General features: G+C 63.2%; 13 protein-coding genes and 1 pseudogene. 8 read left to right on the forward strand and 6 right to left on the reverse strand.

All coding sequences use genetic code 11. The features are described from left to right. Window position 1: 1 nt before the first annotated feature. The 4 genes and pseudogenes from tnpC to ACYUME_RS13585 form a co-directional block, all read right to left on the reverse strand. A pseudogene (gene tnpC, locus ACYUME_RS13570) lies at window positions 2–1064 on the reverse strand (IS66 family transposase); the annotation flags it as partial. Next, on the reverse strand, window positions 989–1186 hold the full coding sequence (locus ACYUME_RS13575) for a transposase (protein ID WP_460415069.1): 198 nt from the start codon (window positions 1184–1186) through the stop codon (window positions 989–991). The pseudogene tnpC and the gene ACYUME_RS13575, both read right to left, overlap by 76 nt. A 745-nt stretch (window positions 1187–1931) precedes the next feature. Further along, window positions 1932–2768, reverse strand: a complete 837-nt coding sequence (locus tag ACYUME_RS13580) for a hypothetical protein (protein WP_460415071.1) — start codon at window positions 2766–2768, stop codon at window positions 1932–1934. 158 nt (window positions 2769–2926) lie between these two features. Further along, the gene (locus tag ACYUME_RS13585; RefSeq protein WP_460415073.1) at window positions 2927–3208 is read right to left on the reverse strand and encodes a hypothetical protein; all 282 of its coding nucleotides are present in this window, start codon (window positions 3206–3208) and stop codon (window positions 2927–2929) included. A 309-nt stretch (window positions 3209–3517) separates the two neighbouring features. Between ACYUME_RS13585 and ACYUME_RS13590 the strand changes: the two genes are divergently transcribed. Further along, complete coding sequence (locus ACYUME_RS13590) at window positions 3518–6430, forward strand: RHS repeat-associated core domain-containing protein (RefSeq protein ID WP_460415075.1); 2913 nt, start codon at window positions 3518–3520, stop codon at window positions 6428–6430. 45 nt (window positions 6431–6475) lie between these two features. Here the strand turns inward: ACYUME_RS13590 and paaX are convergent, their stop codons facing one another. Both paaX and paaY read right to left on the reverse strand, forming a co-directional pair. After that, a complete protein-coding gene (gene paaX / locus ACYUME_RS13595; RefSeq protein ID WP_460415077.1) occupies window positions 6476–7399 on the reverse strand; it encodes a phenylacetic acid degradation operon negative regulatory protein PaaX in 924 nt (307 codons plus the stop codon). A 59-nt stretch (window positions 7400–7458) separates the two neighbouring features. Next, window positions 7459–8058 carry a phenylacetic acid degradation protein PaaY gene (gene paaY / locus ACYUME_RS13600; protein ID WP_279885717.1) on the reverse strand — a complete coding sequence of 200 codons (600 nt, stop codon included), beginning with the start codon at window positions 8056–8058 and terminating at the stop codon, window positions 7459–7461. Window positions 8059–8379: 321 nt separating this feature from the next. On the opposite strand from paaY, the gene paaF reads away from it, so the two are divergent. The 7 genes from paaF to paaA all read left to right on the forward strand — a co-directional run bounded on the left by paaF (window position 8380) and on the right by paaA (window position 15828). Further along, on the forward strand, window positions 8380–9153 hold the full coding sequence (gene paaF, locus ACYUME_RS13605) for a 2,3-dehydroadipyl-CoA hydratase PaaF (protein WP_460415079.1): 774 nt from the start codon (window positions 8380–8382) through the stop codon (window positions 9151–9153). 31 nt (window positions 9154–9184) lie between these two features. Beyond that, window positions 9185–9979, forward strand: coding sequence for a 2-(1,2-epoxy-1,2-dihydrophenyl)acetyl-CoA isomerase PaaG (paaG, locus tag ACYUME_RS13610; protein ID WP_279885713.1), 795 nt, complete (start codon window positions 9185–9187; stop codon window positions 9977–9979). 2 nt (window positions 9980–9981) lie between these two features. Then, complete coding sequence (paaH, locus tag ACYUME_RS13615; RefSeq protein WP_460415082.1) at window positions 9982–11499, forward strand: 3-hydroxyacyl-CoA dehydrogenase PaaH; 1518 nt, start codon at window positions 9982–9984, stop codon at window positions 11497–11499. Then, window positions 11492–11941, forward strand: coding sequence for a hydroxyphenylacetyl-CoA thioesterase PaaI (paaI, locus tag ACYUME_RS13620; protein ID WP_460415084.1), 450 nt, complete (start codon window positions 11492–11494; stop codon window positions 11939–11941). The genes paaH and paaI overlap by 8 nt, the downstream gene beginning before the upstream one ends. Further along, a complete protein-coding gene (pcaF, locus tag ACYUME_RS13625; protein WP_460415086.1) occupies window positions 11934–13154 on the forward strand; it encodes a 3-oxoadipyl-CoA thiolase in 1221 nt (406 codons plus the stop codon). The genes paaI and pcaF overlap by 8 nt, the downstream gene beginning before the upstream one ends. Before the next feature lie 95 nt (window positions 13155–13249). Further along, window positions 13250–14569, forward strand: a complete 1320-nt coding sequence (gene paaK, locus ACYUME_RS13630) for a phenylacetate--CoA ligase PaaK (protein WP_460415088.1) — start codon at window positions 13250–13252, stop codon at window positions 14567–14569. A 269-nt stretch (window positions 14570–14838) separates the two neighbouring features. Next, window positions 14839–15828 carry a 1,2-phenylacetyl-CoA epoxidase subunit PaaA gene (gene paaA, locus ACYUME_RS13635; RefSeq protein ID WP_279886912.1) on the forward strand — a complete coding sequence of 330 codons (990 nt, stop codon included), beginning with the start codon at window positions 14839–14841 and terminating at the stop codon, window positions 15826–15828. Window positions 15829–15854: the final 26 nt, after the last annotated feature.

The raw sequence follows: 15854 nt of genomic DNA on the forward strand, positions 1-15854 counted from the left end.
GTCAGTCTGGCATCCAGTAGTGCGGCAGCAGTTGGCCTATTTCACTGGATTTTTGCGTCGGCAGCCGCGTCAGCACATCCTTCAGATAAGCATATGGATCATGCCCGTTCATGCGTGCCGACTGGATCAAACTCATGATCGCTGCCGCTCGCTTGCCACTGCGCAGCGATCCGGCGAACAACCAGTTGGAACGCCCAAGAGCCCAAGGCCTGATCGTGTTTTCAACAGGGTTGTTGTCGATGGGCACAGCACCGTCATCCAGGTAGCGCGTCAGCGCTACCCAGCGTTTCAAGCTGTAGTCCAAAGCCTTGGCCGTTGCCGATCCTTCGGGCACAAGGTCGCGTTGGGCCAGCATCCACTCATGCAATTTTACGGCTTGGACTGAAGTCATACACCACTGCTTTGAACGCTGAAAACGGGGTCGTGCTGTAGGCCCAGACGTAGGCCCGGTGGGTCTTCTTTTCGCCTGGCGCGAGCATTTGTACCGGTGTTTCATCGGCGTGAATCACGCCTTGGTTCAGCACTGTTTCATGCAGGGCATCGCCCAGTGGCTGGAGTCGCACACCGGTCTGTCCGACCCACTGGGCCAGGGTCGAGCGAGCAATTGCCAGCCCGGCGCGGCCAAAGATTTTCTCCTGCCGGTACAGTGGCAAGTGATCGGCAAACTTGGCCACCATCACGTGGGCCAGCAGGCCTGCGGTCGGGATACCTTTGTCGATAACCTGCGCCGGCACCGGCGCCTGGATCAGTGTTTCGCACTGACGGCAGGCCCATTTTCCACGTACATGTTGCTCGACGGTAAATACACCCGGTGTGTAATCCAGCTTCTCACTGACGTCTTCGCCGATGCGTTGGAGTTGGCAGCCACAGGCGCACGGGGTGTTTTCGGGTTCGTGACGAATCACCGTGCGTGGAAACTGCGGCGGCAATGGCGCACGTTTAGGGGATTGCCGTGGTTCGGCCTGTGGCGCAGCTGGAAGGAGCTGTTTTAGCTCGGCCTCGATAGCACAAAGGCCGGTAGCGAAGTTGTCGCGGATTGATCTCGATAGAGCGGCAGCCATTTGCGGATAACATTGGCATTGATGCCGTGGTTGATGGCGACACTGGACACGGTAGCGCCAGGTTGCAGGCATTCCTGAACGACCTGGGCTTTGAAAGGCTTCGGATAAGAGCTTCGTTGGCGCATTGGAATCCTGGCGATAAGGGTGATCGTGTCCGCTTAAAAATACGCGGACACCATCGCCCTTAAAGCCGGAGTTCGGAAGGTGAGTTCGCTGGACGCTTACGATCCTGTGCGTGTAGTGCCGGGAGGAGTGGGAGTGACGGTGTCGACAACGTTAGCGCTTCGCTTATAGCATCAGGCCACGAGGCCATCAAAAGCCAGATCAGGGCATTGGGTACACTAAAGCGCCCGGAATACAAGGGCTTGAGGGCGTTTTGGGGGACTTTCCACTCAAAACGCGATTGGCGCAAACGGGGTTTGTGAAAATTTCAACGGGGGTTAGTGGAAACAGACAACTCAGGAGGTCGCCTCTGATAATACGGTATTTAACATAATATACATTATGCGTACCTTCGTGTGGAGCTGCCGGGGCATGGGTTGGTCAGATTGGAAGCCAGATCGCAGTGCGATTTTCGCGGACGCGAAAAAATCGACCAGCTCGGCCGGCACCAGGTGTTGCTACTAGCAACACCCTGCAGATCTGAAAGCAGTCGCTGCACACTGCTCGGCACGACAGTTTTCACGGTGAAAATTTCACGGTGAAATTCCTGCAGCCAGATCGCACTGCGATTTTCGCGGGCGCGAAAAATGGCCTGCTTGGCCAGCACCAAGTGTTGCTAGTAGCAACACCAACGGTTGCCCAGGTGCACAGCCGCGGCGCTGGTCGTTGGTCATCTAAATACACCTTTTGACGACTAACGACCGGCTGCTAAGGGTGACTGCTAGCCGAATTTCGCTCAAGAACAGATGGAAGATGAAGCCCCACGAACACAAGGAATGAAAACGCTTTCAGGCTATTCACCTCGGAACCATAGTCAGAGGTTTCTCCATGCATCACCTGGTGACGGTTGAGAGCGTCAAAAGTACCGGAGCCTCGCTGCTTGCTTCCCTTGAGAAAGTCAGAGTTATGCAGCTCGAAAAGTGGATGCAAGAGCTCTGCCGAGTGAGAATTCCCCTGAATTACTTGCTGCGCATGAGTAGCTGCGCGTATAGAGGCGCCTGGTCCTTTCGATTTAGATAACGGTTGCTCTATGCCGAGCCATTCAGCGCAGATCCCGTCAGCCTGAGCAATGAAAACAGGTATGGAAAGTAAGTAGCCATCATCTCCTAGCTCCTGATGAGCATGTACAGCTGCAGAAATGGGCTTTTCTCGATCAGGATATTTTTCGATCAGAGCGCAGGCAAAAGCATTCAAGCTTTCACGAAAATAGTCCGCCATGTAGGCATCTAGGTCACCTGGTTCTAGATCCTCAATGGCCTTTACGAGCGTGAGGACCTCCCTCAATGAGACGTGCCATCCGAAAAACCACCCCCTGTCCAATGCGAGCTGCATCGCCTGCTTAGACCTCGTGGAAAGAGTGGCCAACTGATTAAACCGAGCTGGCCAATCCTCGGGCAAACGTGAAAGAGCCTCCAATGTCTTAGGTATGACAGTGGAAACGACAACCTCCACTACAGGCAAAAACGCGTTGAAGAATTGCTTTGCATACGGCGACAGGACTTCAGCAAGCTCTTTCGAATAATCGGTATCACCGTTCTCTCTCACGAAAAGCTCCGTTGATTTAGGATGGACTCGCATGAAAGTAGCCTGGAGCTGTTGCTAGTAGCAACAGGCTATGACTCGCATAGCAACGAAGGGGCTGATACCCTGCCCTTATAATATTCCTTCGAGGAATAACTACACTAAATATCCATTTAGTTGAGTTAATGCTTGATCAGTTCGATTCGTTCCTGGCGCCAGGGGCAGGCAGTGATACTTGCGGCAACGTTTCGCTCGGGGCCGTCAGCAGTTCCCTGCTGCTGTTTTCGATTGCCATAGAAGTCATTCTCTCGGCGTACTTTAACTGGCGCCGCGCTGTGAGCATGGCCCGCATAAGTCAATCCGAAGGCGCCAATCACGATAACAAGTAAAGAACGCCCATGATTCTTCATTTGCGAGCACCTTGAGTGGTGATAGGTCGTATCGGCGAGCGTGTCCTTGTTCATGATTTATAGTTGAAGATTGCAACAGGCGCCGAACGCCACTTCAACCCGCTGTGCGTTACCTCGTCCCATCGGACAATGCCCACCCTCCCCTCGATGGCCGCCATGGCGGTTAGGCGGCCTGGCCGCGCCATTGTTGAGCTGACTCTTCCTGCTCAACAAAGCAAACGAGGTTGGCATCCCCAAAATGAGTCCTGTGCGTAACGCGGCTACAACTTTGGGCAGTTTTCCCCCGCTCCTTGCAACGCAGCGCCTGCGTAGCCTGGACAGGCCGCGGCTGACACCCGGTCAGCCGCCGAAGGAGAACGTCGCATGAGCAGCAGAGATCTTTCACTTCATCAGGGCACCCCGGCGGTGACCGTGCGGAGCAACCGAGGCTTGGGCGTACGCGAGATCGCCTTTCATCGGCACCCGGACACTCCCCAGCTGGTCGACCAGCGCATCACGCACCACCAGTACGATGCCCGGGGGCATCACGCCAGCAGTATCGATCCACGCCTGCATGAGCACTTGCAACGGACCGGCTCTGGCGCGGCCAACTTCACCTTTCATGCCTCGATGGGCGGCGATGTGCTGCGTACCGACAGCGTCGACGCGGGCCGAACCTTCGGCCTCAAGGATATCGAAGGCCGCGAGCTGCTGGAGGTCGGCGCCAATGGCGTCAGCCGGAGCAGCTGGTACGAGGCAGCTCCGCTGGCCGGGCGCCTGCTGCGGATCTCCGAGCAGGTCAATGGGCAACCGCCGATTGTCAGCGAACGGTTCATATGGCCAGGCAATGACCAGGCGTCCAGGGACCGCAACCAGGCCAGCATGCCGGTACGCCACTACGACACAGCCGGACGCGTGCAGCAGGACAGCATGGGATTGAGCGGAGCACTGCTGTCGTCGACCCGCTGGCTGCTCGCCGATGGCAACGACGCCGATTGGTCGGGCGAGGACGAGTCGGCCTGGGAAGCCTTGCTGGCGCCCTGCCCCTTCGCCACCCTGAGCACCGCGGATGCCACTGGGGCGGCGCTGGAGCGCACCGATGCCAAAGGCCACAAGCGGCGCAACCGGCACGATGTCGCCGGCCGCCTGCAGCAGAGCTGGATGACGTTGGGCGCCAGCATGGAACGGCTTGTCCTCAGGTCTGTGACCTACTCCGCCGAGGGCCAGAAACAGTGCGAAGAGCAGGGTAACGGGGTGGTGATCAGCTATACCTATGAACCGCGTACACAACGGCTCCTGGACATCAGCACAGAGCGCCCTCGCGGACACCGCAGCGGCGCGAAACTGCTGCAGGACCTGCGCTATGACTATGACCCGGTCGGCAACGTGCTGAGTGTGCGCAACGACGCGCAGGCGACACGTTTCTGGCACAACCGCAAGGTGGTGCCAGAGAGTCACTACCTGTACGACAGCCTCTACCAGCTGGTTGCTGCCAGTGGTCGCGAGATGGCCGGTATCGCACGCCAGGGCCAGCACCCTCCGTCCCCCACCATCCCCTTGCCCATCAATGATGGCGCTTACACCAACTACACCCGCGGCTACCACTATGACCGGGGCGGCAACCTGACCCGCATCACCCATCGCTCACCCGCGCCCGACACCGGCTACACCATCGACATGACGCTCTCCGAACGCAGCAACCGTGCCGTGTCGCGCGCGCTCAGCGAGGACCCCGCCACGGTCGACAGCTTCTTTTTCGCTTCGGGCGGCCAACGTTACCTGCAGCCAGGGCAACCCCTGCTCTGGACCCGTCGCGATGAGCTTGGTGAAGTTGTTCAGGTCGCTCGTGGCACCGCCGCCGCCGATCGCGAAACGTACCGCTACGACGCTGCCAGTCAACGGATAGAGAAGTTCAGCCAGAGATGCTCGAGCACCGCGGCCCAGTACCAGCGGACCCTTTATCTGCCGCTGCTGGAACTTCAGAGCTGGCGCAGCGCGGACGCTCTGACCCAAGCGCTGCATGTCGTGCTTCATGATGATGCTGGAGGCGCTCAGGTACGCGGCTTGCACTGGGAGCATGGCATGCCGGACGGCCTGAGCAACGATGCAGTGCGCTACAGCCATGGCGACCTGATCGCCAGTGCCGGGCTGGAGTTGGACGACGACGGCCAGGTGATCACCCAGGAGGAATACTACCCATTTGGCGGAACATCGGTCTGGGCCGCGCGCAGCCAGGTGGAGGCTCGCTACAAGATGGTTCGTTATGCGGGCAAGGAGCGGGATGCGACAGGGTTGTACTACTACGGTTATCGCTATTACCAGCCGACGCTAGGTCGCTGGCTGAGCGCTGATCCGGCAGGCGCCGCCGATGGGCTCAATCTTTACCGAATGGTCCACAACAACCCGACGACACTGACCGACGTTGCCGGGCTGTGCTCGACCGAGCAGGGCAAAGGCAACGAGCGTGCGGCAACGCTCTCGCGCGAAGAGCTCTACCATACGTACGTTGCCCTGAAGGCGGCCCCCAAGATCATCGACGATGCGCGCAGGCACGTGAATCAGTTCGTTGACTCCAAAAGTCAGACGATAGCCTACAGCGCGTTTTCGATGATCATCATGGAACCGGTGTCCGCGAGCTATAGCGCCCTGGGCGCTGCGGCCGGCTCTGCACTGGGCCCGGCAGGCTCCCTTGTGGGCGGGATTGTCGCAAAAGAGCTGGCGAAAAGTATCGCGCCCCCTTTCAAGCCGGTGCCCAGCACTTCGCTGGATAAACAGATCGAGAAGAAACGCCTGGGCTTTGTCGCTTCCGCTCTGGAGAGCGCCAAGCACTATGCCGAGCCCCAAGTCATTCTGGAAAAAGCCATAGACAAGGGTGTCAACCACGGTTTGAACAAGGCACTGGATGCCGCAGCGAACGTCACGCTTCCCATCTCGCTGCCTGTCACTGCGATACCCAAGGGAATCAAAGAATTCCAAGCGGCCAAGAATCTGACGAAAGCAGAGCTTGTCCAGCAGTTTCTGGCCGGAGTGGAAAAAGCCGAAGTCGTCGTAGAGGGCTACATAAGCCTTATCGAGGATGCCTTCGAGCGGGATGGGGTGGCAATGAGCGAGAACAACTTCTGGGTAGACCCGCTGAACATCAAGCCAGTCGACCACAGAGGGCTTGCGATCGACACGCACTTGGGCAGGGAGCCGGTCATCAGAGAGCCCAACTTCGAGCGCCATCGCGACAATGCCCGGCGCGCAGTGGCTGATGCCAAAGCCGTGGGGCCGCGGTTCGAGCAGCGTAAAAAGTAATCCTTTCGTTTAACCAGCCCAGCCCTGCCGGCTGGGCTGGCCCGTTCAGCCAAGCCCGCCAAAGCGTCGATGGTAGCTCTCGTTGGCGTCGGGCAATGGCCCGTCGGCGGTTTCCAGCGCGCTGGCCAGATACGCCTCTGCCCTGCCCTGCACCAGCCGGTACAGGTTGCGGCACAGCTGCCGCGCCGCGCGCCCTTCCCAATCCCCCGGCAACAGCTCGTCCGGCAATTGCGGATCGCGCAGCAGCAGGCGGCGGTATTCATGGATCAGCAGTGTCCGGGCCAGGAAGCACTCCTGTGGGCTGGCTGAATCCAGGTCCTTCATCGCCTGCCACAACGGGCGGAACAGGCGAATGAATTCGCTGTAGTGCTGGCCCAGCTCTTCGATGTTCCAGCTTTCCCGCACTTGGGCCCGCAATGCCTTGGAGGCCAGTACTTCCTGGGCGTGGGTCTCGAAGACGATGCAGTCGTCTTCGGCCTCCTGCTCACGCAGGGTGGCGGCGAGATCGGCGCGGTCGATGCGCGGACAACCCAGCAGGTTGACGCCCAGGGCGCCAAAGCCCTGCCACTCCAGTTCCTCGCGCACGGCCTTGCGCCTGCCGGCGTCGAGCTGCGACAGCAGCACCAGCGTCCAGGCACCGTCCCAGCTCGGCAGGCTGGCACTGTATACACGCTTGAAGGCCTTCTCGAAACGCCGTCGGCCAGTGCCGGTAAGGCTGTAGTAGCTACGCCGCCCCACCTTCTCGGCGGTCAGCCAGCCCTCCTTGGTCAGGCGGAAGATCGAGGTGCGAATCAGCCGCTCGTTGATGCCCATCGGCTCCAGCAGGTTGATCAGGCTGCCTAGCCAGACCGTGCCGCCATGGGGTTCGATGGCATCGCCATACAGGGTGATGATCAGTGAGCTGGCGCGAATCGGCGTCTGCTCCTGGAAGCGAGTGATCAGGTGATTCAGGGGGGCAAGGCTGCTCATGAGGGAACGAGGCGCGGCTAAAGCCTCGACTATACCTGCCTGCCGTGACCGCGCAAGGCTCATGCACCGCCCTCGGCCTTGGGCCGAACGCCGGAATCGCCCATGCGCGGGCGCTCGGATTCAGGCGCGCTCAGCGGCGGGCACTCGACCAGCGCGCTCATGCAACGCCGGGTCAGGCTGTGATACTCGGCGGTACCGCGCTGTTTCCAGGCCAGCTCCTCGTCACTGAGCGAACGCTTCACGGCGGCCGGCGAGCCGACCACCAGGCTTCGCTCCGGGCACTGAAAGCCGGCCTTGACGAACGCGGTGGCGGCAACGATGGAGCGCGCAGCGACATGGGCGCCATCCATCACCACCGCATTCATGCCCACCAGCGCATCCTCGCCCACGCGACAGCCGTGCAGGATCGCACCGTGGCCCACGTGACCATGGCGCTCCACCACCGTATCCCCGCCGGGAAAACCGTGCATCACGCAGGTGTCCTGCAGATTGGCGCCCTCTTCGAGAACGATGCGTCCAAGGTCGCCGCGCAGCGACGCCAGCGGGCCTACATAGCAGTCGGGGCCGATGAGCACATCGCCGATAAGCACGGCGCTGGGGTGCACGTAGGCGGAAGGATGGACCACTGGGGTCAGGCCGTCGAGGCGATAGCAAGGCATGGCGTTGGCTCCATATGATTCATGTTCGTCGCTGATCTTGTATCAAAACAAATCGTATCGTCAATTTTTCAATCGCGTATCACTTTCCTCAAAACCATGAGCGATTCGCTAGAAATGCCGGCGCATAGTTAGAAGTATCGGCAAGCTCTACCGCGCTCGCTAGCCATCTCACGGCCCACGTCGGCGCCGCAATAGATACCTTAAATGCAATTACATGTTGATTTTACGTATCGCTTAAAGCATATACTTGCCCCATCCCTGCAAGCGACTCCAAGAAAAGCCGGCCCGACCGGCGCCGAACGTGCAGCCTGAGGCCTCACCATGACAAGCAACCTCGTTGTGCAGTCCCCGGCGGAAGGTGTCCGCCTGATCACCCTGCAGCGCACACAAGCCCTGAACGCCTTGAACACCGCGTTGCTGGTCGAACTGGCCGGCGAGCTGGACGCTGCCGAGCAGGACGCGCAGACACGTGTCGTGGTCATCACTGGGAGTCGCAAGGCCTTCGCCGCCGGCGCCGATATCAGCGAAATGGCCGAGCGTGACCTGGTCGGCATGCTCAACGACCCTCGCGTGGCCTGCTGGCAGCGCATTGCCGCCTTCCCCAAGCCCCTGATCGCCGCCGTCAACGGCTTCGCCCTCGGTGGCGGCTGTGAACTGGCGATGTGCGCCGACATCATCATCGCCGGCAGCGATGCGCGTTTCGGTCAGCCGGAAATCAACCTCGGCATCATCCCCGGCGCAGGCGGCACCCAGCGCCTGCTGCGCGCCGTGGGCAAGCCCCTGGCCATGCAGATGGTGCTCAGCGGCGAGACCATAGACGCCCGCCACGCCCTGCAGGCCGGCCTGGTCAGCGAAGTCACCCAACCGGAGCTGACCGTCGAACGCGCCCTGCAGTTGGCCAGCACCATCGCCGCCAAGGCGCCTCTGGCAGTTCGCCTGGCCAAGGACGCCTTGCTCAAGGCCCAGGACATGGACCTGGCCAGCGGCCTGCGCTTGGAGCGCCACGCTTTCACCCTGCTGGCCGGCACCGCCGACCGCAACGAAGGCATCCGTGCCTTCCAGGAAAAACGTCCAGCCCTGTTCCAGGGGCTGTAAGCCTTCCACCGACTGACGGAGCGAGCCAGTCATGCCGTACGAGCACATCCTGTTTTCCATCGCCGAGGACGGCGTCGCCCTCCTCTCGCTGAACCGCCCCGAACAGCTCAACAGCTTCAATACCGCCATGCACCTTGAGGTACGCGAGGCGTTGAAGCAGGTACGCCAGAGCGGACAGGCCCGGGTCCTGCTGCTGACCGGCGAAGGTCGCGGGTTCTGCGCCGGCCAGGACCTGGCCGACCGTGACGTCGCGCCAGGCACCGACACGCCTGACCTGGGCCTGTCCATCGAACAGTTCTACAACCCTCTGGTGCGCGCCCTGCGCGACCTGCCGCTGCCGGTTGTCTGCGCGGTCAACGGCGTGGCCGCCGGGGCAGGCGCCAATCTGCCCCTGGCCTGCGACCTGGTACTGGCCGCGCGCTCGGCCAGCTTCATCCAGGCGTTCTGCAAGATCGGCCTGGTTCCGGACTCCGGCGGCACCTGGCTGCTGCCACGGCTGGTCGGCATGGCCCGGGCCAAGGCGCTGGCCATGCTCGGCGAGCGCTTGAGCGCCGAGCAGGCCGAGCAGTGGGGGCTGATTCACCGGGTGGTGGACGATGCCGCGCTGCGTGACGAAGCGCTCAAGCTCGCCCGCCACCTCGCGTCCCAGCCCACCTATGGCCTCGCGCTGATCAAGCGCGCCCTCAACCAGAGCCATGACAACCGCTTCGACGAGCAGCTGGAGCTGGAGCGCGACCTGCAGCGCCTGGCCGGGCGCAGCGAGGACTACCGCGAGGGCGTCAGCGCCTTCATGAACAAGCGCACGCCCGTGTTCAAGGGACGCTGACCATGGCCGCACTCGACAGCGGTGCCTTGGTGGCGGTGATCGGCGCGGGCGCCATGGGCGCCGGTATCGCCCAGGTGGCGGCCCAGGCCGGTCACCCGGTGCATCTGTATGACAACCGTCCCGGCGCTGCCGCCCAGGCCGTCGAGGGGATCGACCGCCAGCTTGGCCGGCTGGTGGAAAAAGGCAAGCTCGCGCCCTGCGCCCGTGAAGCCATCCGTGCGCGACTGCAACCGGTCGACCAGCTCGACGCGCTGGTCGATGCCCGGCTGGTGATCGAGGCCATCGTCGAGAACCTGTCGATCAAGCAGGACCTGCTGCGCCAGCTGGAAACCCTTTGCGATAAGGACTGCATCCTGGCCAGCAATACCTCGTCGCTGTCGATCACCCGTCTCGCCGCCGGGCTGCAACGCCCGGAACGGGTCGTCGGCATGCACTTCTTCAACCCTGCGCCACTGATGGCGCTGGTGGAAATCGTCTCTGGGCTGGCCACCGCGCCGGCCCAGGCGGCCACGCTGTACGACACCGCCAGGGCCTGGGGCAAGCAGCCGGTGCATGCCCGCTCGACCCCGGGTTTCATCGTCAATCGCGTGGCCCGCCCCTTCTACGCCGAAAGCCTGCGCCTGCTGCAGGAGGGCGCCGCCGACTGCGCCACGCTCGACGCCCTGCTGCGCGACGCTGGCGGCTTTCGCATGGGTGCCTTCGAACTCACCGACCTGATCGGCCATGACGTCAACTACGCCGTCACCTGTTCGGTGTTCGAGGCCTTCTATGGCGACTTGCGCTTCCAGCCCTCACAGCTGCAGAAGGAGTTGGTCGATGCCGGCCGTCTGGGGCGCAAGACCGGCCAGGGCTTCTATCGACACGGCGAAGGCGCCGAGCAGCCACGCCCAACGCAAGTGAGCAGTCCGGCAATCGTCGAGCACTGCGTGGCCGAAGGTGACCTCGGCGCCCTGCAGCCGTTGCTCGAGCGCCTGCGTGATGCCGGCCTCGGCGTCACCGAGCAGGCCGGTGCCGGCCTGTTGCGCGTCGGCGACGCAACCCTGGCGCTGTCCGACGGGCGCCTGGCCAGCCAGCGCGCACGGGAGGATGGCCTGTGCAACCTGGTACTGCTGGACCTGGCCCTGGATTATGCCAGCGCCACGCGCCTGGCCATCAGCCACAGCGCCGATTGCAGCGCCACCGCCCTTGACCAGGCCGTCGCCCTGCTCGGCCAGGCAGACCTCAAGGTCAGCCTGGTGGCCGACTTGCCCGGCCTGGTGGTGCTGCGCACCGTGGCCATGCTCGCCAACGAAGCCGCCGACGCGGTGCTGCAAGGCGTCGCCTCGCCCGGCGACATCGACCTGGCCATGTGCGCCGGAGTGAACTACCCGCGCGGGCCGCTGGCCTGGGCCGACAGCCTGGGCGTCGGCCACACCCTGCGCGTGCTCGACAACCTGCAGCACAGCTACGGCGAAGAACGCTACCGCCCTTCCCTGCTGCTGCGCCGCATCCACGCCGAAGGAGGCCGCCTGCATGCCTGACCACTCTCCCGCCGCCCTGGCCCGCGCCTGCGCCGAGGCCATGTTCGCCCGCGATGCCGCCAGCCAGGGTCTGGGCATCGAACTGCTCGAGGCTAGCCCCGGCAGCGCCCGCCTGGCCATGACGGTACGCGCCGACATGATCCAGGGCCACGGCACCTGCCACGGCGGCTACCTGTTCGCCTTGGCCGACTCGGCCTTCGCCTTTGCCTGCAACAGCTACGACGAAGCCGCCGTGGCACTGGGCTGCAGCATCGACTACGTGGCGCCGGCACGCCTCGGCGACCGCTTGCTGGCGGTGGCCTGCGAGCAGAGCCGCAAGGGCCGCACCGGCAACTACGACGTGCGCATCGAGACTCCGCAGGGCGAGCTGATCGCCCTGTTCCACGGCAAGTCCTACAAAGTGCGCGGCTCCGTGCTGGCACCGGAGAACCGCCATGACTGATGCCACCCTGCCCCATGCGCTGATCATCGATGCCGTGCGCACGCCTGTCGGCCGCTATGGCGGCGCCCTGTCCGGCGTTCGCCCCGACGACCTCGCCGCGGTGCCGATCAAGGCCCTGATGGCGCGCCATCCCGATCTGGACTGGGCGACCCTGGACGATGTGATCCTTGGTTGCGCCAACCAGGCCGGCGAAGACAACCGCAACGTGGCGCGCATGGCCAGCCTGCTGGCCGGGCTGCCGATCAGCGTGCCTGGCACCACCATCAACCGCCTGTGTGGTTCGGGCCTGGACGCCATCGGCAGCGCCGCCCGCGCCCTGCGCTGCGGCGAAGCGGGGCTGATGCTGGCCGGCGGCGTCGAATCGATGTCGCGCGCGCCGTTCGTGATGGGCAAGGCGGAGCAGGCCTTCGCTCGCAGCAGCGAACTGTTCGACACCACGATCGGCTGGCGCTTCGTCAACCGGCTGATGCAGGCGCGGCATGGCATCGACTCCATGCCCGAAACCGCCGAAAACATCGCCGAGCAGTTCGGCATTTCCCGTGAAGACCAGGATGCCTTCGCCCTGCGCAGCCAGCTCAAGGCCGCCGCGGCCCAGGCCAGCGGTCGCCTGGCGCAGGAGATCGTGGCGGTCGAGATCCCCCAGCGCAAAGGCCCGCCCAGGCGCATCGAGCAGGATGAACACCCGCGCGGCGACACCACCCTGGAACAGCTCGCCCGCCTGGGCACGCCGTTCCGCGAGGGCGGCAGCGTCACCGCCGGCAATGCCTCGGGGGTCAACGACGGCGCCTGCGCCGTGCTGCTGGCCAGCCCGCAAGCCGCCTCGCGCCATGGCCTGAAGGCGCGCGGCCGGGTGCTCGGCATGGCCGTGGCGGGCGTCGAGCCGCGCATCATGGGCATCGGCCCGCTGCCGGCGACCCACAAGGTGCTGGAACTGACCGGCCTGGCGCTGGCCGACATGGACGTGATCGAGCTCAACGAAGCCTTCGCCGCCCAGGGCCTGGCCGTGCTGCGCCAGCTGGGCCTGGCCGACGACGATCCACGGGTCAATCCCAATGGCGGCGCCATCGCCCTGGGTCACCCGCTGGGCATGAGCGGCGCGCGGCTGGTGACCACCGCCCTGCACCAACTCGAAACAACAGGAGGCCGCTACGCCCTGTGCACCATGTGCATAGGCGTCGGCCAGGGCATCGCCCTGGTGATCGAACGCCTCTGATCCACCACCAGAGACGCCACGCGCCAAGGGCAGTATGCTGCCCCATGACACTCATCAGGGCCTCGGCCCACGACAAGAATAAATCGAGTGAAACCATGAACCTCTACCACGATGCCGAACGCGCCCTGCTCGACCCGATGGAGACCGCCAGCCTCGACGCACTGCGCCAGCACCAGCTGCAGCGCCTGCGCTGGAGCCTGAACCACGCCTATGCCAATGTGCCGCTGTACCGCCAGCGCTTCGATGCCTGCGGTGCCCACCCCGACGACCTGAAAACCCTCGATGACCTGGCCAGGTTCCCGTTCACCGGCAAGGGCGACCTGCGCGACAACTACCCCTACGGCATGTTCGCCGTGCCCCAGGACCAGGTGGTGCGCCTGCACGCCTCCAGCGGTACCACCGGCAAGCCGACCGTGGTCGGCTACACCCAGAACGACATCGATACCTGGGCCAGCGTGGTGGCGCGCTCGATCCGCGCCGCCGGCGGGCGCAAAGGCGACAAGGTGCATGTTTCCTATGGCTATGGCCTGTTCACCGGCGGGCTTGGCGCGCACTACGGCGCCGAGCGCCTGGGCTGCACGGTGATCCCCATGTCCGGTGGCCAGACCGAGAAGCAAGTGCAGCTGATCCGCGACTTCCAGCCGGACATCATCATGGTCACGCCCTCGTACATGCTGAACCTGGCTGACGAGATCGAGCGCCAGGGCATCGACCCGCACGCGCTCAAGCTGCGCCTGGGCATCTTCGGCGCCGAGCCCTGGACCGACGAGCTGCGCCGCGCCATCGAGCAGCGCCTGGGCATCGACGCGCTCGATATCTACGGCCTGTCGGAGATCATGGGGCCGGGCGTGGCGATGGAATGCATCGAGACCAAGGATGGCCCGACCATCTGGGAGGATCACTTCTACCCCGAGGTCATCGACCCGATCAGCGGCCAGGTACTGCCGGACGGCCAGCTTGGCGAGCTGGTGTTCACCTCGCTGAGCAAGGAGGCGTTGCCCATGGTGCGCTATCGCACCCGCGACCTCACCCGCCTGTTGCCCGGCACCGCGCGCCCGATGCGGCGCATCGGCAAGATCACCGGGCGCAGCGACGACATGCTGATCATCCGCGGGGTCAATGTGTTTCCGACGCAGGTCGAGGAACAGGTGCTAAAGATAAAACAGCTTTCAGAGCTTTATGAGATTCACTTGTATCGCAATGGCAACCTGGACAGCGTGGAAGTGCATGTGGAACTGCGCAGCGACAGCCAATACCTGGACGAAGGCCAGCGCAAGCAGGTGGTGGGTGAATTGGCGCGGCAGATCAAGACCTACATCGGTATAAGCACGCAGGTTCAGCTGCAGCCGTGCGGCACGCTGAAACGCTCGGAAGGCAAGGCCTGCCATGTGTATGACAAGCGCTTGGCTGGCTGATCGATAGCGCTCTGTGAAAAGCCCCGGACCTGATCCGGGGCTTTTTTTGGCCCTGAGAAAGCTGGGGGCGCTTAGCGCCCCTTTCGCGGCACAAGGCCGCCCCCCCCTGTAGGAGCGGCCTTGTGCCGCGAAAGGGCTGCGCAGCAGCCCCGGAAACCTCAAAGCGATACACAAATCATATTCGATACATCAAATACTGTTTGATGTTGTGTTTTGTATCGCTTATAAATGACCCATGCCGTAAGCAGCCCACAACCGGGAGCCCGAACATGTACGCACAGCTAGTGGAAACCGGCGTCAAGCGCCTCAAGACCTTGGAAGAGATGTCGCCCGAAGAGCGCGCCTTCCAGGAAAAGATCGACGCCGAGATCAAGATCGAGGCCAAGAACTGGATGCCCGACGCCTACCGTCAAACCCTCATCCGCCAGATTTCCCAGCACGCCCACTCCGAGATCGTCGGCATGCTCCCGGAGGGCAACTGGGTCACCCGCGCCCCGTCGCTCAAGCGCAAGCTGCAACTGATGGCCAAGATCCAGGACGAGGCCGGCCATGGCCTGTACCTGTACAGCGCCATGGAAACCCTGGGCGCCGACCGCGACGAAGAGATCGCCAAACTGCACAGCGGCAAGGCCAAGTACTCGAGCATCTTCAACTACCCGACCCTGACCTGGGCCGACATGGGCGCGGTGGGCTGGCTGGTCGACGGCGCGGCGATCGTCAACCAGGTGGTGCTGCAGCGCACCTCCTACGGCCCCTATTCCCGCGCCATGATCCGCATCTGCAAGGAAGAGAGCTTCCACCAGCGCCAGGGCTACGAGCTGCTGCTGACCATGATGCGCCACGGTACCCAGGCGCAGAAGGACATGGTCCAGGACGCCATCGACCGCCTGTGGTGGCCAGCGCTGATGATGTTCGGCCCCAGCGACGAACACTCGCCCAACAGCGCCCAGTCCATGGCCTGGAAGATCAAGCGCCAGACCAACGACGAGCTGCGCCAGCGCTTCATCGACCAGACCGTGCCCCAGCTCGAGCTGCTCGGCTGCACCGCGCCGGATCCGGCGCTCAAATGGAACGAAGCCCGTGGTCACTATGACTTCGGCGAGATCCAGTGGGACGAGTTCTACGACGTGATCAAGGGCAACGGCCCGTGCAATCAGGAACGCCTGGCCAAGCGCCGCGATGCCATCGAAAGCGGCGCCTGGGTCCGCGAGGCCGCCGTGGCCTATGCCCGCAAGCAACAGAACAAGAACGCCGCCTGAGGCGGCCCGCGATACCGAGGAACCAC

Source organism: Pseudomonas sp. microsymbiont 2 (assembly GCF_054788395.1).